The organism is Halomonas rhizosphaerae, from assembly GCF_030012485.1.
Classification (GTDB): Bacteria; Pseudomonadota; Gammaproteobacteria; order Pseudomonadales; family Halomonadaceae; genus Halomonas; species Halomonas rhizosphaerae.
The window spans coordinates 1-22,295 of record NZ_JASCQQ010000012.1; the positions used below are offsets into that span (position 1 = coordinate 1).

At 66.0% G+C, this 22,295-nt stretch carries 18 protein-coding genes; 11 read left to right on the forward strand and 7 right to left on the reverse strand.

The window, feature by feature from the left end:
* Together QLQ86_RS05750 and QLQ86_RS05755 are read left to right on the forward strand one after the other, a co-directional pair.
* A partial coding sequence (locus QLQ86_RS05750) for an Ig-like domain-containing protein (RefSeq protein ID WP_282816195.1) occupies positions 1-2,843 on the forward strand: 2,843 nt, incomplete at its 5' end.
* Positions 2,844-2,947: 104 nt separating this feature from the next.
* Positions 2,948-3,286, forward strand: coding sequence for a tryptophan synthase subunit beta like protein (locus QLQ86_RS05755; RefSeq protein WP_282816196.1), 339 nt, complete (start codon positions 2,948-2,950; stop codon positions 3,284-3,286).
* Between the two features lie 68 nt (positions 3,287-3,354).
* Here the strand turns inward: QLQ86_RS05755 and QLQ86_RS05760 are convergent, their stop codons facing one another.
* The 5 genes from QLQ86_RS05760 to QLQ86_RS05780 form a co-directional block, all read right to left on the reverse strand.
* Positions 3,355-5,271 (reverse strand): EAL domain-containing protein, encoded by a 1,917-nt coding sequence (locus QLQ86_RS05760; RefSeq protein WP_282816197.1) that lies wholly within the window; start codon positions 5,269-5,271, stop codon positions 3,355-3,357.
* Between the two features lie 4 nt (positions 5,272-5,275).
* Positions 5,276-5,989 carry a transglutaminase-like cysteine peptidase gene (locus tag QLQ86_RS05765; RefSeq protein ID WP_282734498.1) on the reverse strand — a complete coding sequence of 238 codons (714 nt, stop codon included), beginning with the start codon at positions 5,987-5,989 and terminating at the stop codon, positions 5,276-5,278.
* 85 nt (positions 5,990-6,074) lie between these two features.
* Complete coding sequence (locus QLQ86_RS05770; RefSeq protein ID WP_282816424.1) at positions 6,075-7,280, reverse strand: cation diffusion facilitator family transporter; 1,206 nt, start codon at positions 7,278-7,280, stop codon at positions 6,075-6,077.
* A gap of 13 nt (positions 7,281-7,293) precedes the next feature.
* Positions 7,294-8,460, reverse strand: a complete 1,167-nt coding sequence (locus tag QLQ86_RS05775) for a 1-acyl-sn-glycerol-3-phosphate acyltransferase (RefSeq protein WP_282816198.1) — start codon at positions 8,458-8,460, stop codon at positions 7,294-7,296.
* 26 nt (positions 8,461-8,486) lie between these two features.
* Positions 8,487-9,419, reverse strand: coding sequence for a recombination-associated protein RdgC (locus QLQ86_RS05780; RefSeq protein WP_282816199.1), 933 nt, complete (start codon positions 9,417-9,419; stop codon positions 8,487-8,489).
* Between the two features lie 162 nt (positions 9,420-9,581).
* Here QLQ86_RS05780 and QLQ86_RS05785 point away from each other — a divergent pair, with 162 nt between their 5' ends.
* The 9 genes from QLQ86_RS05785 to QLQ86_RS05825 all read left to right on the forward strand — a co-directional run bounded on the left by QLQ86_RS05785 (position 9,582) and on the right by QLQ86_RS05825 (position 21,125).
* Positions 9,582-10,001 carry an acyl-CoA thioesterase gene (locus tag QLQ86_RS05785; protein WP_318725858.1) on the forward strand — a complete coding sequence of 140 codons (420 nt, stop codon included), beginning with the start codon at positions 9,582-9,584 and terminating at the stop codon, positions 9,999-10,001.
* A 119-nt stretch (positions 10,002-10,120) separates the two neighbouring features.
* Positions 10,121-12,856, forward strand: a complete 2,736-nt coding sequence (gene gyrA, locus QLQ86_RS05790) for a DNA gyrase subunit A (RefSeq protein ID WP_282734503.1) — start codon at positions 10,121-10,123, stop codon at positions 12,854-12,856.
* Positions 12,857-12,871: 15 nt separating this feature from the next.
* Positions 12,872-13,975, forward strand: a complete 1,104-nt coding sequence (gene serC, locus QLQ86_RS05795) for a 3-phosphoserine/phosphohydroxythreonine transaminase (RefSeq protein WP_282816201.1) — start codon at positions 12,872-12,874, stop codon at positions 13,973-13,975.
* A gap of 3 nt (positions 13,976-13,978) precedes the next feature.
* Positions 13,979-15,070 carry a prephenate dehydratase gene (gene pheA, locus QLQ86_RS05800; protein ID WP_282816202.1) on the forward strand — a complete coding sequence of 364 codons (1,092 nt, stop codon included), beginning with the start codon at positions 13,979-13,981 and terminating at the stop codon, positions 15,068-15,070.
* Between the two features lie 2 nt (positions 15,071-15,072).
* Positions 15,073-17,388 (forward strand): bifunctional prephenate dehydrogenase/3-phosphoshikimate 1-carboxyvinyltransferase, encoded by a 2,316-nt coding sequence (locus QLQ86_RS05805; protein WP_282816203.1) that lies wholly within the window; start codon positions 15,073-15,075, stop codon positions 17,386-17,388.
* Positions 17,385-18,074, forward strand: coding sequence for a (d)CMP kinase (gene cmk, locus QLQ86_RS05810; RefSeq protein WP_282734507.1), 690 nt, complete (start codon positions 17,385-17,387; stop codon positions 18,072-18,074). Before QLQ86_RS05805 ends, cmk begins: the two co-directional genes overlap by 4 nt.
* A 182-nt stretch (positions 18,075-18,256) precedes the next feature.
* Positions 18,257-19,933, forward strand: a complete 1,677-nt coding sequence (gene rpsA / locus QLQ86_RS05815) for a 30S ribosomal protein S1 (RefSeq protein WP_282734508.1) — start codon at positions 18,257-18,259, stop codon at positions 19,931-19,933.
* A 286-nt stretch (positions 19,934-20,219) separates the two neighbouring features.
* Positions 20,220-20,606: a histone-like nucleoid-structuring protein, MvaT/MvaU family gene (locus QLQ86_RS05820; protein WP_282734509.1), complete on the forward strand. Its 387-nt coding sequence runs from the start codon at positions 20,220-20,222 to the stop codon at positions 20,604-20,606.
* A 231-nt stretch (positions 20,607-20,837) separates the two neighbouring features.
* Positions 20,838-21,125, forward strand: a complete 288-nt coding sequence (locus tag QLQ86_RS05825) for a hypothetical protein (RefSeq protein ID WP_282734510.1) — start codon at positions 20,838-20,840, stop codon at positions 21,123-21,125.
* A gap of 33 nt (positions 21,126-21,158) precedes the next feature.
* Here the strand turns inward: QLQ86_RS05825 and QLQ86_RS05830 are convergent, their stop codons facing one another.
* Entirely contained in the window at positions 21,159-22,034 is an 876-nt protein-coding gene (locus QLQ86_RS05830; protein ID WP_282734511.1) for a DNA replication terminus site-binding protein, read from the reverse strand.
* Entirely contained in the window at positions 22,031-22,264 is a 234-nt protein-coding gene (yacG, locus tag QLQ86_RS05835; RefSeq protein WP_282816204.1) for a DNA gyrase inhibitor YacG, read from the reverse strand. Before yacG ends, QLQ86_RS05830 begins: the two co-directional genes overlap by 4 nt.
* Positions 22,265-22,295 lie beyond the last annotated feature (31 nt).

Genomic DNA, 22,295 nt, shown 5'->3' on the forward strand with positions numbered 1-22,295 from the left:
CGGTGACGCTGAGCATCGCCGCGGACTCCACGCCGACCGTGACCGTGGCGGATGCCTCGGTCGACGAGACGGGCGGTCTCGAGTCCGATACCCAGGCGTTTACCACCACCTACGGCAGCGACAGTGCCGGCACGCTGGCCCTGAGTGCGGCGGGTGCCACCTGGGATGCCGCCACCAGCACCCTGGCGGCGGACAACGGTGACTGGCAGATCGTCGTCAATGATGACGGCACCTACACCGTGACCCAGCTGCAGGCGATGACGCATCCGGACGCCAGTGATCCGAACGACGCGGTCGTGGTCACCGTGACGGCGGACATCACCGACAACGAGGGGGATCCGGCGCAGGACACCTTCACGGTCACCTTCCTTGATGATGGTCCGGTGGCTGCCGATGACACCGTGACAGACGAGGTGGATGAGGACGGCAGCGTCGACATCGACGTCTTCGCCAATGACACCGCGGGCGCCGACGGCGTCGACTTGCAGAGCGGCGTCGCCGTGGCCACCGCGCCTACCCAAGGTACGGTGACCTACAACGGTGACGGCACCTTCACCTACACCGCCAATCCCGGCGCCGAGGGCAGCGACAGCTTCAGCTACACCCTCACCGACGCGGATGGCGACACCGCCACGGCCACGGTGACGCTGAGCATCGCCGCGGACTCCACGCCCGCGATGATCTCCGTGACCGATACGCTGGTGGATGAGGACAACCTGGAAGTGGGGCTCGCCGACGTGGCCAACGGTGACGATAGTCAGGTGCTGACTGGTACCTTCAGTTTCGACACCGGCTTCGACGCTCTGCAGGCCATTGCCCTGGCAAGCAGCACGGATGATCTGACCACCGTGGATGGGGACTCGGTAAGCTTCGCCTGGGACGCCACTACGGGAACCTTGTTCGGTTACACCGGTGACACGGCGCCGACCGAAGATGGTTACGACCCGTCCAACACGGTAGTGACGGTGACACTGGACGCGGTGCAGTATGCGACGGCCTTGGGCAGTACCGGCACTGGCAGCGTGGACTACACGGTGGAGCTTTTCCAGCCACTGGCCCATCCGGCCGTGGACGCCGCTGGTGAGCCGGTTGCCGCCTTTGAAAACAACCTGGCTTTCGAGGTTGATGTGACGCTGACTGACGCGGATGGGGACACCGCGCCGGCGAGCAGCTTCACCGTCGAGATCGACGACGATATGCCCGCTAGTTTCTACCCGCAATCGGGTCATGTGCTGCTGGCTGTGAACTCTGATGCTCCGACAGAACAAACCGTTACTCAGTCCCTGAACTTCCTTGCTGGAGCGGATGGTTTAGGGGATATCGTATTCAACCTTGACCTGGTGGATGGGCGGCAAGCCTTCCTTAGCGTTGATGGTGATCAGCTTTACTTGAACAACGAGCCTTTGTTCCTTAAATACACGAATGGCGACGATCAAAGCAGCATCCAGGCTGTCACTGAAAGTGGTGATGTCGGGTTCACAGCCACCATCGATGCCGAAGGAAACGTGACCTACACGGTATTCTCAGGATCGATCTTGACTGATAGCAAGATCACCTCTGTTACCGATTTGGGTGGTATCGGGGGGGGTAATGTACCCTTCAAGGGTCTGAACATCGGCACCAGCAATTCTCCTGACCCCGATGGCACAGATGATGTCCTGGTATCTTCGGAGATTCTTCCCCTTGCTGATGGCATTCAGAGCACCGTAAACAGCACAAGCAACATCCTTGGTGTTGGCAAGGGTGCTGAGGTGTCTGGCGGCGAGGTCTTGCGTTACGACTTGGTACGAAATCTTTCGATTGATGATACCAATAATCAGGAGTCATTCAGCTTCGACGGTTATCAACAAACGAATGTGTTTTCGCAGAATATTGTCGTATCTGGTGATGCTCAGAAAGAGGCTAGCTTCAATTTGCGGATCTACTCCATGGGTCTGGAGGATTCCGCTAGTGGTGAATCATCGTCACTCGTCTCGGGTCCCGGCGGTGAAGGGCAACTGATCTTGACCGCCGAAGAGGTCAAGATCTACGACGAGAACGGTGTTGAGCAGACGGGGCATGTCACCACCAACAGTGATGGCTCTGTCCTGGTCGAGGCGCTTCAGGATGGCTGGACCTTCGAGATCGTCAGTGTCGACGACAATCTTGACCCTGAAGCCTTCAATGCCGTTGAGATCGAGGGTGTCGAACTGGATGGCGGTGCTGATACCAGCTTCAAGCTTGGGGAGTTCAGCTATGGGGAAGAGCCGACCTTTGATCCGGTCACCTTCGAGCTGCCAGTCACTGGTTCGGATGCCGATGGCGATAGCCTCGATAGTCAGGTCGCCATCACCGTCTATCCTGATTCGGAAAGTATCGTGGGTGATGCTCAGGGTAATAACCTCTCGGGGACCAGCGGGGATGATAGCCTGTTCGGTCTCGAGGGTGACGATACCCTGACTGGCGGACAGGGCGATGATGTGCTGGCTGGTGGCCTGGGCGCCGACACCTTTGCCTGGAGCTTCGCTGACGACGGTGGTGACCAGGGAACAGCCGGTTCACCGGCCGTTGATCTGGTTACTGACTTCAACTTCAATGAGGTCAGCGAAGGGGATGTCCTGCAGCTGAGTGACCTGCTTCAGGGATCTGATACCGTATCGGACTTCGCGAACTACCTGCATGCCGAAGACGACGGCCAGGGCAATACCCTACTACACGTCAGCACCAGTGGCGCTTTCGGGGACGGCTTCAGTTCAGCTGAGTCGGATCAGATCATTGCCTTGAATGGTGTAAGCATGGAGGGGATTGATTCCAACGACTTCCTTGAATCCCTCATCGCCGAAGGCCAACTCAATATCGAGTAAAAGGCTATCCTCCAATCCCATCGTTCGGCCATGGCCGGGCGATGGTTTGTCACTTTCAACGCCGCCACTTTACGCTGCGGGGCACGACGTTCCAGGAGCTAGTCATGTACATCAAGCGCGACGGTGAAGGTCATATCGAGCTGGTCAGTCGCGAGGAGACGTCGGCGTGCAGCGAGTACCTGCCGGCGGACTCCCCGGAGCTGCTGGCCTTCCTGATGGATGGCGAGGTGGGCAAGGGCGCGGCGCGTTTCCAGGCCTCGGACCTGGCCTTCGTGCGGGTGCTCGAGGACGTGATCGAGGTGCTGATGGACAAGGGGGTGATCAGCTTCACCGACCTGCCTCCAGCCGCCCAGGAGAAGGTGATGGAGCGCCAGTCGTTGCGTCGCCGCCTGAATGGCCTGCAGCTGGTGTCCGGCAGCGACGAGGAGAGCGGGGTGATCTAGCTCGAGCAAGTCCCGTGGTGACCTGATGATGCGGGCCGGCATTCTCCTGAGTGTCGGCCCGTGTCGTGTCAGCTCGTGGGCTTGTCGTGCTGCCGGATGCCGGGGCCGGTGGCGCCGTCCAGGCCCAGCTCGAAGAGCATGAGCGCCTCCTCGCGGTTCTCGACTCCCTCGCCGATGGCCAGTATCCCCAGCGAATGGCAGAGCGTGGCCATGCCGCGCAGGATGGTCTGTTGCTCCGCAATCTTGTCGACCTCCTTGATCAGCGTCCTGTCAATCTTGAGGTAGGCGAGCCCCAGGTCCTGCAGGTCGGCGATGCGGGTGAATTCGGCGCCGACATGCTCCAGGCCGATCCGGCAGCCGAGCGGCTGCAGGGCGTGGCAGAGGCTGCGGAAGCTGGCCAGGTCATGGATCGCCAGGGATTCCGGGATCTCCAGCCAGAGCCGCTTGGCGACGTCAGGTCGGGCCCTGAGCCGTGCCTGGAGCTCCATGACGAAGCGGGCATCCTGTATGGAGGCGGCCGAGAGGTTGATGCCCAGCGGCTTGCCGCGCTGGGTGATGTCGCGCACGGCCTCGTCGATCACCGCCAGGTCGAGCTGGCTGTCGAGCTCGAGCCGCGAGATCCAGGGCATGAAGACCCCGGCGGGCTGCCACTCGCTGTTCAGACGCAGCCGCGAGGGACTCTCGAAGTGCAGGAGCTCGCCCTTGCCATCCAACACCGGATAGTGGGCCAGGTAGATGCCCTTGGCCATCGCCTCCTGGAGGGCGCGGCGCCAGGCGCCATGGCTGGTGAACAGGCTGCGGCGCTGGGGGCCTTGGGCGATGACCAGGCTCTGGTCACCGCGGGTCTCGGCGGCCGAGAGGGCGCCGTCGAGGCTGGCCAGCAGCACGCTGCGCTGGTCGCCCTGGGCGTAATCGACCAGCGCCGCGGGCAGGCCGAGGGGCACTCGGCTCTGATCTCTCAGGGAGGCGAGACGCTTGCCGAGCTCATGACGCAGCTGCTCCAGGTCATGGGCGCCGGGCAGCAGCAGGGCGAAGTCACTGCCGTTGAGGCGGCCCACGACACCCCCGCCGCGGACCTTGCCGAACTGGTCCAGGCCGTTGGCCAGCGCATGCAGCAGGGTATCGGTGTCGACATGACCGAGAAGTTCGTTGACCTCGGCCAGGCGGGCGAGGCGTACCAGGGCGAGCGTGCCGCTTGCCCGTGAATCCTGGCTCTCAAGGTGGATCTGCAACTGGGCGAGGAAGGCCTCGCGCTTCAGGACGCCGGTCACGCCGTCGTGCTGCAGTCGCCGGCGCAGGAGGTCGAGCTTCTGGCTCTCCTCGCCGAGCATGTCCCGGACGGCGGCGGAGAGCTGGTTCATGGCCACCACCACCTCGCGCAACTCCCGCGTGCGCGGGGCGGGAATGGTGGTGAAGCGCCGCTCGCCGATGTGCAGGGCCTGTTCGACCACGTTGCGCAGCGGGCGGCGGATGGTCCGCACGATCCACCAGGCCAGCATCAGGCTGAGGGCGGCGGCCAGGGCGAACCAGCCGACCAGTTCCAGGCTGCTGCGCCACAACGAGCGATAGGCAAAGCTGTGTTGGCTCTCGAGGGTAAGGGTGCCGAACTGTCGCCAGCCGTCCTGGACCACGGCCTGCCCCGGGGGCACCTCGAAGCGGACCAGCTCGACGAACCAGGCCGGTACGTCCTCGATGGCCTCGCCGGCGCGGCGCTGCTCGATGATCTCGCCCTGTGGGTCGCGCAGCTCTACCCGCCGGTAGTGGCCGGTATCGAACTGGGCGGCCACCAGCAGCTCCAGGGTCACCGGGTCCTTCTGCATCTGGCTCATGGTCAATGCCAGGGCGTTGGCGTTGTCGGCATTCTTGATACGGACTTCCTGCTCGATATAGGCCCGGCTGGAGCTGACCCCGATGAACAGGCTGCCGCCGAAGGCGAGCAGCAGCAGTACCACGATGGCCAGCCAGAGCTGCTTGATGAGCGACATCTCGTTACCCCCCTTGAATGAATCCCTGCTCCTGCATGCGGCCGATCACGCGTCGCCAGCGCGACAGTCGTGCCACCGGGTCTGCGCGCGACCGAGTGGAGCCGCCGGCCCAGAGGCCGCTGCTGTTGAAGCTGAACAGCGGGTCCAGGTCGTCGCGCAGGGAGCCACGGGTGATCGATGGCACCAGATTATCGAGCACCAGCGGGTCCGCCGCGGGGGTCTCGTAGTAGCCCAGCACCATATGCGCCTGTGTGATGCCGCTGCGACCGATGCGTGCACGGACATAGATCATGCGCAACTCGTCGCCGGGTACCCCCAGTTCCTTGAGGGTGATGTACTTGGCAATGGAGAAATCCTCGCAGTCCCCCTGGCCGCGGCCCAGGGTCTCCAGCGGCGTGGCCCAGTAGTCTTCCTGGCCCCAGATGTCGATATCGTCGAGCCAGCGGACCCGCCGGTTGAAGAAGGCGTTGACCTCGCGCAGGCGGGTCTCCAGGTCGGCAGGGCGCAGCCGGTCGAGCAGCGCGAACCACGCCTCGAGGCTCGCCATCCCGCGCTCGCCATACTGGGCCTGCATGCTCCGGCGCAGGCGTTCCGGCGAGAGGTTGGCCACCACCGAGGAGGGGCGCAGCCCCAGGCCGAGGACCAGCGACAGGCCGCCTAGCCCCGCCAGGAAACGGCGGCGCCCGGGCGATTCGAGTGTCCGGGAGGAGGGCGGCATGCAGCGGGCCTGAATGAGCGTTTGCTCAAGTCTAGGGGGCGTAGACCCTTAATGCGAGGGGGTGAGGAACGTGATGTCGAGCGACTCAGCCCTTGCCGGGGCCCAGCCAGATCCGCAGCCGGCCTACCCAGTCGAGCTCCCGTGCGGCCCGGCGCAGTTCACCGGCCGCATCCTCTAGGGTCTGGCCGTCAGGCAGCGCATTGATGTAGAGGGAGACATCCACCTGGTTGTCCAGGTAGTGGAGGTCCAGCGCGACCCGAGTATGCCAGATCGGCAGCCCGTGCCAGGCACCATCGAGGAGCTCCACCACGTCGCTGCGCAGCGGCAGGCCGGGGCGCAGGCTGTGCTCGAGTTCGCCGGAATCGTCCTCGGGGTCGATGTGGAAGGTCACGTCGGCGAGCTCCGGGAAGGCCTCGCGAAGGCGGCGACTCACCTCGTTGCCGATCTCGTGGGCCTCGGAGACGGTGACTCGCGGCGGCACCACGATGTGCAGGTCGAGGACCACATCGCTGCCCAGCTTGCGGGTCCGCAGGTCGTGCACCCCGTTGACGTGGGGGACGCGCTCGGCGATGTCCTGCATGCGGTCGCGCTGGGCGCGGGGCAGCGCCGTGTCGATCAGCTCCTGGCTGGACTCCCACAGCAGGCGTCCGCCGACCTGCCCGACCATCAGGCCTACCACGATGGCGGCCACGGCATCCATCCAGCCGACCCCGAATTGGGCCGCCACCAGGCCTACCAGTACCACCACCGTGGAAAGGGCATCGGAGCGGGAGTGCCAGGCGTTGGCCTCGAGCAGCCGCGAATTGACCCGCCTGGCCACGCGCAGGGTGTAGCGGAAGATCCACTCCTTGGCGAGCAGGGCCGCCACGGCGATGGCGATGGCCCACAGGCCCGGTGCGGGCACTGCCTCCCCCCCCACCAGCCGGGTGATGCTCGCCCAGGCGATGCCTCCGGCGACGAAGATCAGCACGCTGCCCAGCCACAGGGTGGCCAGGGTCTCGATGCGGCCGTGGCCGTAGGGGTGGTTGCTGTCGGGCTCCTGGCGGCCGAAGTGGGTGGCGGCGACGACGAACAGGTCCGTCAGGATGTCCGAGAAGGAGTGGATGCCGTCGGCCACCAGCGCCGCCGAGCCCACGACGAAGCCGGCGACCATCTTGGCCACGCCGACCACGAAGTCGATGACGGCGCCGATCAGCGTGACCTTGTGGGCCTCGCGGGTCTGGGCGGCGCGGTCTGCGGCCGCCCCCTGCCGGTTCGTCGCCTGACCGCTTACGCCGGGCGTCTCATGCATCATGCTTCGCCCCTCAACGGCAGCGCTCCGCCTTGTTGAGCACCGGGTTGGCGTACTGGGTCAGCCACCAGTGGCGAAGGTCGTCGGGCACTTCCTGCAGGCGCGCCTGGAAGCGGGCGCGATCGGCGTCGCTGACCTCGCTCAGGTCGAGCAGCTCCGGGGCCTCGCCCAGGGCCTCCAGGGCCAGGAAGTGGCTGGGGAAGAGGTGGTAGCCGGCGAGCACCTGGCGGTCGATCTCGGCGGCCACGGCTTCGGGGTCGTCGAACGCCGCCGTGAGCGGGGTGCCGAAGGTGAGCTGCACGCGGCCCTTGTGGCCGGTAATGCCGGCGACGATGGAGCTGATGTCCTCGAACTCGCTCTTCTCGTAGTTGCCGCTGGTCTGCATGGCGTGCAACTCCCTGGCCTTCTGCAGGTCGCAGGGGTCGTACTCGTAGCTGATCGACACCGGCACCAGGCGCAGCTCGGCAATGGCCTCGCCGATGCTCGCCTGGCGCTCACGGCCGCGCCGGGCCATGGTCAGCATCTTGACGATCGCCGGATCGGTTCGGTCGATGCCATTCTTGGCGCGTCCCTCGCGCTGGGCCATCCAGATGGAGTGGTTGTCCTCGAGGATGGAGTGGCGAATGTAGGCGGAGAGGTTCTGGTAGGCGGCCAGCATGGCGCGCTTGCCTCGGGCGCTGCGCGGCACGATGAAGCTCTTGTTGAGACGCATCAGGTCGTTGACGTAGGGCTTCTTGAGCAGGTTGTCGCCGATGGCGATGCGCACGGTGTCACGCCCGGCCAGGTAGAGGGCGTAGTTGACGAAGGCCGGGTCCAGTGAGATGTCGCGGTGGTTGCCGATGAACAGATACGCGGTGTCCGGGTCCAGCGACTCGAGGCCCTCCACCCGGAAGGTATCGGTGGAGGTCCGGATCATGCGCTGCATATAGCTGGCAATGCGCATCTGGAAGTCATTCACGCCGGTCACGCCGCGCACCTCGCGGCGGATGGCGACGCTGGCCAGGGCGCGCGAGAGACGCGGCATGAAGCGGCTGAGCCTCGGCAGTCGATAACGGGTCAGGGCATCGAGCAGCTCGGCATCATGGGCCAGGCGCTCGAGGACCTCGGCCACCTCGTCGTCCTGGTAGGGCCGGATCTCGGCCCAGGGATCGGATGCGGGGATGTCGTGAGTCTCGGTCATGTTTACCAGGCTGTGGTCGGAAGCGATCAGGCGCTGCGGGCGTCACCGGCGGTGCCGGCCTCGCCGCCCAGCCACTCGATCAGGCGCTCGATGTTCTCGGCCAGCGCCTGGGTCATCAGGATGAAGTCGGTCTCCAGGCGTACCAGGGCATCATCGCCATCGTCGGCCTGGGAGGCCTCGTCGATCAGGGCGTCGTCGAAGCGCAGCGCCTTGATCGCCAGGTCGTCATGCAGCACGAAGCTTAGCCGGCCCTCGATCGACAGTGCCAGCTTGCTGGCCTGGCGACCGCTCTCCAGCAGCTGCTGGATCTCGTCGCTGTCGAGGTCGACCTGGCGGGCACGCAGCACGCCGTCGTCGCCCTTCGCCTTGAGCTCCACCTGGTCGCCGAGCACCAGGTCGGCGGGCCGCGACCCCGGGTCGCCGAGCCAGGTGGTCATGGCCCGCATGGGTAGCGTCTGGCTGGCCAGCGGGGTCACCTTGAGGCTGCCCAGGGTCTCGCGCAGCAGGTCGAGGAGTTCCTCGGCACGCTTGCGGGAGCTGGCATTGACGGCGATCAGCTGGCGGCGACTGTCCCACCACAGGTCGACCTTCTGGCTGCGCACGAAGGCGCGGGGCAGGAGCTCCTCGTAGACCTGCTCCTTGATCGCCAGCTTCTCCTGGCGGCGCAGCTTGCGGCTCTCGCTGATCTCGATCGCCTCGCTGCGCTCCTCGACCTCCTCGCGGACCACCGAGGCGGGCAGGATGCGTTCCTGGCGCAGGGCGGTCATCAGGCGCTGGCCCTGCAGCTCGTGCAGCAGCTGCGTCCCGGCCCGGCCGGCCGGCGCGGACCAGCCCAGGCGACGCGCTTCGCTGCCCCCCAGGGGGCGGAAGGCCTGCTCGCCCAAGGCGGTTTCCAGGCTGGCGGCGTCCAGCTCAGGGGCGTCGTGCAGGCGGTAGAGGTGCAAGTGCTTGAACCACATGGAGCATTTCCCGAGAGAAAAGGGGCACATTATGGCCAAAGGGAGTCGCCGGTGCCAGCGCATGCGTGAGTGGCGTGATATGCTGATGTTCAAACGATGGTTTGAATATCGGCCGCCGCCCTGACTAGAATCGAGGCTTTGCCCGCCCAGGAGGCCGTCAGCATGGATCCCCGCATCTCCCGCACCGCCCTGCGTGTCAGAGGCTATCACCTGGATGGTTATGGCCATGTGAACAATGCCCGCTACCTGGAATTCCTGGAGGAGGGGCGCTGGGCGTACTTCGACGACCGCCCCGGGCTGGCCGCCTTCCTGCAGAAGGGCGACGTGGCCTTCGTCGCGGTCAACCTCAACATCGACTACCGTCGTGCCGCGGTCGCCGGCGATGACCTCGAGGTGCTGACCCGGCTCGCCGAGCTCGGTTCGCGGCGTGCCCGCATGCATCAGGAGGTTCGCCGGGTGCGTGACGGCAAGCCGGTGGCCAGTGCCGACATCACCTTCGTACTGCTCGACGTGGCGACCCATCGGGCCATCGAGATCGGCGGCGAGATCCGCGAGGCCATGGCAGCACTGGTCCTGCCATAGCCCCCTTGCATAGCTCCCTTTGCACCGTCCGGGATGGTATGATGCCAGGCTGATATTGCGCGCCATGTCACGGCCACGTGACGCGCCAACCTGTTGCAGTGCAAAGGATTCGACGACCCATGGGTGACATCGCCAGAGAGATTCTGCCAGTCAACATCGAGGACGAGCTCAAGCAGTCGTACCTCGATTACGCGATGAGCGTGATCATCGGCCGTGCGCTGCCCGACGTGCGCGATGGCCTCAAGCCGGTGCACCGGCGCGTGCTGTTCGCCATGCACGAGCTCGGCAACGACTGGAACAAGCCGTACAAGAAGTCCGCCCGTGTGGTGGGCGATGTCATCGGTAAGTACCACCCCCATGGGGACAGCGCCGTCTACGACACCATCGTGCGCATGGCCCAGGACTTCTCGATGCGCCACGTGCTGGTCGACGGCCAGGGCAACTTCGGCTCCATCGACGGCGACAACGCCGCTGCCATGCGTTACACCGAGGTGCGCATGGCCCGGCTGGCCCACGAGCTGCTGGCCGACCTGGAGAAGGACACCGTCGACTGGGTCGACAACTACGACGGTACCGAGCGCATCCCCGAGGTGCTGCCCACCAAGGTTCCCAACCTGCTGATCAATGGCTCGTCGGGCATCGCCGTGGGCATGGCGACCAACATACCGCCCCACAACATGGGCGAGATCATCAACGCCTGTCTGGCGCTGATCGACGACTACACCCTCACCGTCGACGACCTGATGGAACATGTGCCCGGCCCGGACTTTCCCACCGGCGGCATCATCAACGGTCGCGCCGGTATTCTCGAGGCCTATCGCACCGGTCGCGGGCGCATCTACGTGCGGGCCTGCCACACCATCGAGCATGACGACAAGACCGGCCGCGACCACATCATCGTCAACGAGCTTCCCTACCAGGTGAACAAGGCGCGGCTGATCGAGAAGATCGCCGAGCTGGTCAAGGAGAAGAAGATCGAGGGCATCGCCGAACTGCGCGACGAGTCCGACAAGGATGGCCTGCGGGTGGTGATCGAGGTCAAGCGCGGCGAGTCCGGCGAGGTGGTGGTCAACAACCTCTTCGCCCAGACCCAGCTGCAGACCGTGTTCGGCATCAACATGGTGGCCATAGACAATGGCCAGCCGAAGATCCTCAATCTCAAGGAGATCCTCGAGGCCTTCATCCGCCACCGGCGTGAGGTGGTCACCCGCCGCACCCTCTTCGAGCTGAAGAAGGCCCGCGAACGCGGTCACATCCTCGAGGGCCTGGCCGTCGCCATCTCCAACATCGACGAGGTGATCGAGCTGATCAAGGCCTCGCCGAACGCGGCAGAGGCCAAGGAGAAGCTGCTGGCAAAGTCCTGGCAGCCGGGGCAGGTCACCGGCATGCTCGAACGCGCCGGGGCCACCTCCTGCAAGCCCGAGGAGCTGGAGGAGGGCTTCGGCCTCAGTCAGGCCGGCAGCGAGTATCGCCTGTCGCCGGCCCAGGCCCAGGCCATCCTCGAGCTGCGCCTGCATCGCCTGACCGGGCTCGAGACCGAGAAGCTCCTCGACGAGTACCTCTCGATCCTCGAGAAGATCGCCGAGCTCACCGCCATTCTGGCCTCCGCCGAGCGGCTGCTCGAGGTGATCCGCGAGGAGCTGATCGCCGTGCGTGATCAGTTCGGCAACCCGCGCAAGACCGAGATCCAGGCCAGTCACCTGGACCTGCGCCTCGAGGACCTGATCGCCGAGGAGGACATGGTGGTCACCGTGTCGCGCACCGGCTACGCCAAGACCCAGCCGCTCTCCGATTACCAGGCCCAGCGCCGAGGTGGACGCGGCAAGTCGGCCACGGCGATGAAGGACGAGGACGTCATCGAGCACCTGCTGGTGGCCTCGACCCACGATACCGTGCTGCTGTTCTCCAATCGCGGCAAGGTCTATTGGCTCAAGGTCTACGAGATGCCCGTCGCCAGCCGCGGCTCGCGGGGCAAGCCGCTGGTCAACCTGCTGCCGCTGGACGAGGGTGAGGCGATCAACGCCATCCTGCCGGTGCGCGACTACGACCCGGAGAGCTACATCTTCTTCGCCACCGAGCGCGGCACCGTCAAGCGTACCAGCCTCGAGCAGTTCTCGCGGCCGCGCAGCGTGGGCCTGATCGCCATCGACCTCGAGGAGGGCGACCGCCTGGTGGGTGCGGCCATCACCACGGGCAGCGATCACGTCATGCTGCTCTCCTCCAACGGCAAGGCGATCCGCTTCGAGGAGTCCAACGTGCGCGCCATGGGCCGCACCGCCCGCGGCGTGCGCGGCATGCGCCTGCTGGGTGATGCCGAGGTGATCAGCCTGATCATTCCGCAGAGCCAGCAGATCGATGCCGAGGCCGACGTCGAGGCCGAGGCCGAGGAGGGTGCGAGCATCGAGAACGGCAACGGCGGCCAGATCTATATCCTCACCGCCAGCGAGAACGGCTTCGGCAAGCGCACCCGCCTCGAGGAGTTCCCGCTGCGTGGGCGCGGCGGCCAGGGGGTGATCGCCATGCAGACCAGCGAGCGCAACGGCGCGCTGGTGGCCGCCATGCAGGTCTACTCGACCGACGAGATGATGCTGATCACCGATCGCGGCACCCTGGTGCGGACCCGGGTCGACGAGGTCTCGATCACCTCGCGCAACACCCAGGGCGTGATGTTGATCCGCCTGGGCAACGACGAGAAGCTGGTCAAGACCGTGCGGATCGACGAGCCCGAGGACGCCGTGGAGGCGGCTCATGACGAGTCAGAAGAGACTGGACACGAGACCGGCGAGATGTCATCCGACGATGAGACGCCGGCGGCCGGTGCGGAAGATGCCGGCGGTGAGCCAGACCAGGAATAAGGACACGCAACGCTGATGACACGTCACTACAACTTCTGTGCCGGCCCGGCCGCGCTGCCCACGGCCGTGCTGGAGCGAGCCCGGGACGAACTGCTGGACTACCACGGCCGTGGCCTCTCGGTGATGGAGATGAGCCATCGCGGCGAGGACTTCGTGGCCATCGCCGACCAGGCCGAGGCGGACCTGCGCGAGCTGCTGGCCATTCCCGACAACTACCGGGTGCTGTTCACCCAGGGCGGGGCCAGCCTGCAGTTCGCCGCGCTGCCCTACAACCTGCTGGGCGCCGGCGGGCGGGCCAACTTCCTGCATACCGGCATCTGGGGCAAGAAGGCGATCAGTGAGGCGCGCCACCTGTTCGGCGACGTCCATGTGGCCGCCAGCAGCGAGGAGAACGGCCACAGTGCCGTGCCGCGCCAGGAGGATATCCTCCTCTCCGACGACGCCGCCTACCTGCACTACACCGCCAACGAGACCATCGGCGGGCTTGCCTTCGACTACATTCCCGAGGCCCGACGGCCGGATGGCAGCGAGGTGCCGCTGGTCTGCGACATGTCCTCATCCATCCTCTCCGGCCCCCTGGATGTCTCGCGGTTCGGCGTGATCTATGCCGGTGCCCAGAAGAACATCGGGCCCGCCGGCCTGGTGGTGGTGATCGTGCGCGATGACCTGCTGGACCAGGCCCGTGGCGACATGCCGACCCTCTTCGGCTACCGGGCGCTCAGCGAGGCGGGCTCGATGGTCAACACCCCGGCGACCTACAGCTGGTACCTGGCGGGGCTGGTCTTCGATTGGCTGAAGGGCGATATCGGCGGGCTGGCGGCCATGGACGCCATCAACCGTCGCAAGGCGGCCCGGCTCTATGCGGCCATCGACGGCAGCGGCCTCTATGCCAACCCGATCACGCTGCGCAACCGCTCGCGGATGAACGTGCCCTTCGTGCTCGCCGACCCGCGCCTGGACCGCCTGTTCCTGGAGGAGGCCGAGACGGCGGGGCTGCTCAACCTCAAGGGGCACCGCAGCGTGGGGGGCATGCGGGCCAGCCTCTACAACGCCGTGCCCGAAGCCGCCGTCGAGGCACTGATCGACTTCATGGCCGATTTCGAGAACCGCAGGGGATAATCCATGACCGAGCCTACCGTCAGCCTCGAGGCGCTCCGCCAGCGCATCGACGCCCTGGACAACGACATCCTGCGTCTGATCAGCGAGCGGGCGGCCTGCGCCCAGCAGGTGGCCGAGATCAAGGCCGAGCATGAGCCCGGGGCGGTCTTCTATCGGCCCGAGCGCGAGGCCCAGGTGCTGCGCCGGATCATGGAGCTCAACCAGGGCCCCCTGGACAGCGAGGAGATGGCGCGGCTGTTCCGCGAGATCATGTCGGCCTGCCTGGCCCTGGAGCAGCCGGTCAAGGTCGCTTACCTGGGGCCGGAAGGCACCTTCACCCAGCAGGCCGCCATCAAGCACTTCGGCGAGAGTGCGATCAGCCTGCCGATGGCCGCCATCGACGAGGTGTTCCGCGAGGTGGAGGCCGGCGCCGTCAACTATGGCGTGGTGCCGGTCGAGAACTCCACCGAGGGCGTGATCAATCACACCCTCGACTCCTTCATGGATTCCGGGCTTCGCATCTGCGGCGAGGTGGTGCTGCGCATCCACCATCACCTGCTGGTGGCCGAGACGACCCGTCGCGACAAGGTCTCGCGGATCTACTCCCACCCGCAGTCCTTCGCTCAGTGCCGCAAGTGGCTCGATGCCCACTTTCCCCAGGCCGAGCGGGTGCCGGTCTCCTCCAATGCCGAGGCCGCCCGCCTGGTCAAGACCGAGTGGCACAGCGCGGCCATCGCCGGCGACATGGCCGCCAAGCTCTACGGGCTGGCCAAGCTGGCCGAGAAGATCGAGGACCGCCCGGACAACTCCACGCGTTTCCTGATCATCGGCAACCAGGACGTGCCCATCTCCGGCGAGGACAAGACCTCGCTGGTGGTCGCGATGCGCAACCAGCCGGGGGCCCTGCACGACCTGCTCGAGCCCTTCCATCGCCACCAGATCGACATGACGCGCCTCGAGACCCGCCCGTCGCGCACCGGCGTGTGGAACTACGTGTTCTTCATCGACTTCAAGGGGCACCGCGAGGAGCCGCGTGTCGCGGCCATGCTGGAGGAGGTTCAGCTGCGCGCCGCCGAGGTGAAGGTGCTGGGCTCCTACCCGGTGGGCGTCCTCTAGGCATGGCAGTGGAGCTGCGTGAGTCGCGCATCCTGATCGTTGGCCTGGGGCTGATCGGCGGGTCGCTTGCCGCCGCCCTGCGCGCGGCCGGTGTCGTTCGGTGCGACAGCGGTGACGCCGGTGAGAGCAGGTCGTTGGAGCGCACCGAGATCGTCGCCTGCGACCCCGATGCGGGCGAGATCGCCCGCGGTATCGAGATGGGCCTGATCGATCGCGGCGACCCCCGTCTTGAGGCGGTGATCGAGGGCGCGTCGCTGGTCGTGCTGGCAGTGCCCGTGCTGGCCATGGCCGGCGTGATGAAGGCCCTGGCTGCCTGCCTCGATCGCGCTGCCCCGCATGTCGTCGTCACCGATGTGGGTAGCACCAAGGCAGCGATCCGCGAGGCGGCCATGACCGCCTTCGGTCGCATGCCGGCTAACCTGGTGCTCGGCCACCCCATTGCCGGCTCGGAGAAGAGCGGGGTCGCTGCCGCCGATGCCTGGCTCTATGCCCGCCACAAGGTGATCCTCACGCCCGAACCCGATACCCACCCGGCCGCGACGGCCAGGGTGCGCGCGCTCTGGGAGGCCACCGGGGCCGAGGTGCTGGAGATGGACGTGGCCCGCCACGACCAGGTGCTGGCGCGGACCAGCCACCTGCCGCACCTGCTGGCCTTCTCGCTGGTGGACACCCTGGCCCGCCAGGACGAGCGCCTGGAGATCTTTCGCTATGCCGCCGGCGGGTTTCGCGACTTCACCCGCATCGCCGGCAGCGACCCGGTGATGTGGCGCGACATCTTCATCGCCAACCGCGATGCCGTGCTCGCCTCCCTGGACGACTTCGAGGCCGGGGTGGCCCGACTGCGACGCGCGGTGGAGCGCGGTGACGGCGATGCCATGCTGGCCACCTTCGACCGGGCCAGTCACGCCCGGCACTATTTCGAATCCCTGCTCAACCAGACCAGTTATCAGGCGGAGTACCAGATGCAACAACACGGCAAGCTGCGCTATCGGGTCAGCCCTGGCGGTGGCGTCACCGGGCGGATCCGCGTGCCCGGCGACAAGTCGATCTCCCACCGCTCCATCATGCTCGGGGCGCTGGCCGAAGGCGTCACCGAGGTGAAGGGCTTCCTCGAGGGCGAGGACAGCCTGGCCACCCTGCAGGCCTTCCGCGAGATGGGCGTGGCCATCGAGGGGCCCCACCAGGGGCGGGTCACCGTCCACGGTGTCGGCATGCACGGCCTCAAGGCGCCCTCCGGCCCCCTCTACGTGGGCAATGCGGGCACCGCCATGCGCCTGTTCGCCGGGTTGCTGGCCGGCCAGGCCTTCGATACCGAGTTGACCGGCGACGCCTCGCTCACCAAGCGGCCCATGGGACGGGTGGCCGATCCGTTGCGCGCGATGGGCGCCGAGATCGATACCGCCGAGGGCGGGCGTCCGCCGCTGCATATCCACGGTGGCAAGGCGCTCAAGGGCATCACCTACGACATGCCCATGGCCAGCGCCCAGGTGAAGTCCTGCCTGCTGCTGGCCGGGCTCTACGCCGAGGGCGAGACCCGCGTGCGCGAGCCGGCGCCGACCCGTGACCACACCGAGCGCATGCTCCAGGGCTTCGGCTACGAGGTGCACCGTGAGGGCGACACCTGCTGGCTCAAGGGTGGGGGCAGGCTCACCGCGGCCCCCATCGACGTGCCCAGCGACATCTCGTCGGCGACCTTCTTCCTGGTGGCGGCGGCGATCACGCCCGGTTCCGACCTGGTGCTGGAGCATGTCGGCATTAACCCGACCCGCATCGGCGTGATCAACATCCTCCAGCTGATGGGTGCCGACCTGCGCCTGGAGAACCAGCACGAGGTGGGCGGCGAACCGGTGGCCGACCTGCATATCCGCTACGCATCGCTCAGGGGCATCGATATCCCGGTGGAGCAGGTGCCGCTGGCGATCGACGAGTTCCCGGCGCTGTTCATCGCCGCGGCGAATGCCGAGGGCACCACCCGGCTGCGGGGCGCCGAGGAGCTGCGCGTCAAGGAGTCCGACCGGCTTCAGGCCATGGCGAACGGTCTGGCCACCCTCGGCGTCGAGCATGTCCTTCACGAGGACGGCATCGACATCGTCGGCCGTCTTGAAGGACGGGGCGGCGAGGGGGCCAGCTATGGCGGCGGGCACATCGATAGCCTGGGCGACCACCGCATCGCCATGGCCTTCGCCATCGCCGCGCTGCGCGCCGGCGGCGAGATCGTCATCGACGACTGTGCCAACGTGGCCACCTCCTTCCCCGGCTTCATCGACCTGGCGCGCCGGGTGGGGCTGACCCTCGAGGAACAGCAGGAGGCGTCATGAGTGATTCGGCACCGGTACTGACCATCGATGGCCCGGGCGGGGCAGGCAAGGGCACCATCAGTCGCCTGGTCGCCGCACGTCTGGGCTGGCACCTGCTCGACAGCGGTGCGCTCTATCGCCTGACCGCACTGGCTGCCGTGAAGCACGAGGTGCCCCTGGACGACGAGCCAGCGCTGGCCCGGATTGCCGCCTCGCTGGATGTGGTCTTCCTCGCCGAGGGCGAGTCCGCCACCGTGCTGCTGGAAGGGCAGGACGCCACCACCGCGATCCGCACCGAGCAGGTGGGCGATGCGGCCTCCCGGGTCGCCGCGCTGCCCGCGGTGCGCCAGGCGCTGCTGCAGCGTCAGCGCGATTTCCGAAAGGCCCCGGGCCTGGTGGCCGACGGGCGCGACATGGGCACCGTGGTGTTCACGGATGCGCCGCTCAAGATCTTCCTTACCGCCAGCGCCGAGGAACGGGCGAGGCGGCGCCACCTCCAGTTGCGAGAGGCCGGGGTGGATGCTAGTCTATCGAGTCTTCTAAAGGAGATTCAGGCGCGCGATGCCCGCGACATGCAGCGCAGCGTGGCCCCGCTCAAGCCGGCCATCGATGCCATCACGCTTGACACCACGCGCCTGACGATACCGGAAGTGGTGGATCGGCTGACGGAGCTGCTGACCGAACGAGGTCTGGCATCCGCCACCTGACACTCCCTTGCGGCGCCTCCGGCAGGATGTGATGACGTGGTCCGGCACTTCGATTCGCCGTGAGCCGGGCCAGGTCGAACCAGCGCCAACATCCCCGGGGGCTTGGTAAATAAGGCCCGCACTCGCTGGTGGTGCGGAGAAGGCGGCAACGCCGTACTCAACGTTGATCACGTAGGAACATCATGAGCGAAAGCTTTGCTGAACTGTTTGAACAGTCTCTCCAGGACATCAACATGGAGCCGGGCGCCATCGTACCGGCTACCATCGTCGACATCGACGGCGACTGGGTCACCGTCAATGCCGGCCTGAAGTCAGAAGGTCAGATCCCCGCGGCCCAGTTCCGCGACGAGAATGGCGAACTGAGCATCGCCGTCGGTGACGAGGTGCACGTCGCCCTGGAAGCCGTCGAGGACGGGTTCGGCGAGACACGCCTGTCCCGCGAGAAGGCCAAGCGCGCCGAAGCGTGGAAGGTGCTGGAAGCTGCCTTCGAGAAGGAAGAGATCGTCAAGGGCGTGATCAACGGCAAGGTCAAGGGCGGCTTCACCGTCGATGTCGACTCCATCCGTGCCTTCCTGCCGGGTTCCCTGGTGGATGTCCGTCCCGTGCGCGACACCACCCACCTCGAGAACAAGGAACTCGACTTCAAGGTCATCAAGCTCGACGCCAAGCGCAACAACGTCGTCGTGTCCCGTCGCGCCGTGCTCGAGGCCGAGAACAGCGCCGAGCGTGAAGCCCTCCTGGCAACCCTGCAGGAAGGCCAGCAGATCATCGGTATCGTCAAGAACCTCACCGACTACGGCGCCTTCGTCGACCTGGGTGGCGTCGATGGCCTGCTGCACATAACCGACATGGCCTGGAAGCGCATCAAGCACCCGAGCGAGATCGTGGCCGTGGGCGACGAGATCACCGTCAAGGTGCTCAAGTTCGACCGCGAGCGCAACCGCGTCTCCCTGGGCCTGAAGCAGCTGGGCGAGGATCCGTGGGTCAACATCAAGGATCGCTACCCGGAAGGCACCAAGGTTCACGCCAAGGTCACCAACCTCACCGACTACGGCTGCTTCGCCGAGCTGGAAGAGGGTGTCGAGGGCCTGGTCCACGTGTCCGAGATGGACTGGACCAACAAGAACATCCACCCGTCCAAGGTCGTGCAGGTCGGCGACGACGTGGACGTCATGGTGCTGGACATCGACGAGGAGCGTCGCCGTATCTCCCTGGGCATCAAGCAGTGCACCACCAATCCCTGGGAAGACTTCAACGCGCGCTACAACAAGGGTGACCGCGTCACCGGCACCATCAAGTCGATCACCGACTTCGGCATCTTCATCGGCCTGGAAGGCGGTATCGACGGCCTGGTGCACCTGTCCGACATCTCCTGGACCGACACCGGCGAGGAAGCCGTTCGCCAGTTCAAGAAGGGCGACGAGGCGGAAGCCGTCATCCTCTCGATCGATCCGGAGCGTGAGCGTATCTCGCTGGGCATCAAGCAACTCGATACCGATCCGGTGTCCGAGTTCCTGGCCGTCAACGACAAGGGCTCCATCGTCACCGGTCGCGTGATCGAGGTCGATGCCAAGGAAGCCCAGGTCGAGCTGGCCACCGATGTCGTCGCCGTGCTGAAGGCCTCCGAGATCAGCCCCGACCGCGTCGAGGATGCCCGCAACGTGCTGAGCGAAGGCGACAGCGTCGAGGCCCGCATCATCGGTGTCGACCGCAAGAACCGCCAGATCGCCCTGTCCATCAAGGCCAAGGATCAGGACGACACTCGCCAGAACCTCAAGAAGCTGCGTGAGGAGTCTCCCGAGAGCGGTGGTCCGACCACCATCGGCGATCTCATCAAGCAGCAGATGGGTCAGGACTGATAGCGGCAGGGACCCTGTCCCTCATCGCCTGCCAAGGCGCCGCCCCTCGGGGTGGCGCCTTTTTCATGGGTCGGTATGTTTCACGGCTCGAGAATAATCTCTCCAGATGGACTGAGGTTGTTCGGTATTCCACTAGTTTTCCGCGACGAGTTATTTGCAAAGAGTGCCGCTAAACGTCACGGTTGTTGTTTGCCGAAGTTTGGATCCATGCTCATACTGTTGCCAAGGAAGTTTCAAAAGGCAATAATGTCGCTGCATCCTGTAATCCCCGAGAAGGAACTATTACATGTCATCACTGCTCAGCAACTACATGCAGATGGAACAGCAGCTCAAGCAACTTCAGTCGGAGCTGGACAAGCTGCAGAACGACGACCGTCTCAAGGCCGAACTCGAGTTCAAGGAAAAGCTCGAGTCGCTGATGCGCGAGTTCGACAAGAGTGCCGCCGATGTCATTGCGCTGCTCGACCCCAAGCCGGCCTCGGCCTCTCGCGGCAGTGCCGCCGCCCCGGCGACCGGCGGTGCCCGCCGCAAGCGCAAGTTGAAGATCTATAAGAACCCCAACACCGGGGAAGTCGTGGAAACCCGCGGCGGCAACCAGAAGACCCTCAAGGCCTGGAAGGACGAGCACGGCTCCGACACTGTCGAGTCCTGGCTGGTCCGCGTCGAGGAGTGAGTCCCGGCGCGTGAAGGCATGACGCCGCCCCTCGGGGCGGCGTCGTCGTTAGTGTTGTACCCTGCCCGCGTCAAACGGAAACGCTGACGGGAAGGTGATTCGCCGGTGCGTTGCCCGTATAATCAGCCTCATTACCGAGTACCGGCGTTGGCCTGTTCATCCCTCTTCACGCCACGGCCTTCGCCTCGACACCATTGGAATCGAATGAAAACACACAATCCCCGACAGCCCATGGACGAACGAGAGAAGTTGCGCAAGTTCCGCGAACTCGATGATGCCTTCGCCGATGCACTGCGCGAACTCGAGAGTCCCGACAGCGAACTCGATATTCCCACCGGTCCGCCGGTCCGTTCACTGGAGCGCCTGGAGCAGGAGGCGGGAGCCGAGCCGCAGGACGAGCAGGCCCTCCAGCGCGCCTTCGAGCAGCGCCTCAAGGCCCTGATGGCCGAGTACGCCCAGCCGGCCGAGAGCGTCAGTCGCCTGCTGCAGACCCTCAGGTCCCTCGGGCGGATCGCCTGACCTCCGCCGCCTGTCCTTCACACTCGGTGTGCGTCACCGGTAGCGATAGACGCGCAGGCTCGGCAGGAAGACCGTGTCCTCCAGTCGCTCGTCGCGTCGTCGGGCGCGGGTGCGGGTAGCAGGCGGTCGAGGGGGGGGCAGGTTGTGGTCGGGCAATCGACCGTCAGGGCTGGGCACGAACAGCGGCAGGGCGATGTTCATGGCGCGCCGACTCCGGCCATCCTCCAGCGGTTCGCGGTAAAAGAGGTTGGCGCGCATCAGCGGCGCCTGGCTCTGCACCTGGGCCAGCGGCTCGCCACCGGGAATGCCGGCCAGGTGGCGCAGCTGGATGCGCACGTGGGGGGCCTCGCTGTCCAGGGCCAGCAGTTTCTGCTCGGCCTCGCGCACCGTCAGTCGCTTGATCGAGCGCCCGCTGGCATACCAGGCCAGGCGGACGCGGGCCACCGGGGCCTCGGCCAGGGGGATCGCCCGCCAGCACTGCTTGAGGTGCAGCCTGGCAAGCCCCGTGCCGCGCAGGTGATCGTGCAGGGCCGGATGCCGAAAGGGCAGGACCGCCTTGATCTCCGGGATCAGTGACGGAACCTCGCTGCGGATCTCCGCCAGCAGCGCGGCGAAGGCCTTCTTGGTGGCATTCACCCGGGCGACGGCTTCCATCACCGGCTCGTCGCCGGCCACCAGGCCCACATGGCTGCGGGTGGCGCGGCCGTCCTGGCCATCCTGGTACCAGACGTCGAGCAGGGCATGGCGCAGCCAGGCGGCATCGGCCGTGTCGTGCTCGAAGGACCAGGCCGAGGCGCCCGAGGCCAGCCAGGTCGCCACCAGGGCATCGGTTTCCTCCACCAGGCGATCGAAGAGGGCCTCCAGTTCGGCCAGCAGGCGGTATTCCGGGCGCTGCCCGTGACCGCTCACGACGGCTCGCCATCCCGGTCCGCTCGCGCCAGCAGGGCGTCGAGGTCGGTCTCGTCCATGGCGGGCTCGCCGGCGATGCGATGCGACTCGTCGGCCCAGGCACCCAGGTCGAGCAGGCGGCAGCGCTTGCTGCAGAAGGGGCGATAGGGGTTGGCCTCGCTCCACAGCACCTTCTTGCGGCACTGCGGGCAGGCGACTTCCAGGGGACGCGTGGTGTCTTGCGTGTTCATGCGATGTCGTCTTCGGCAGGGTGTCGGGGAA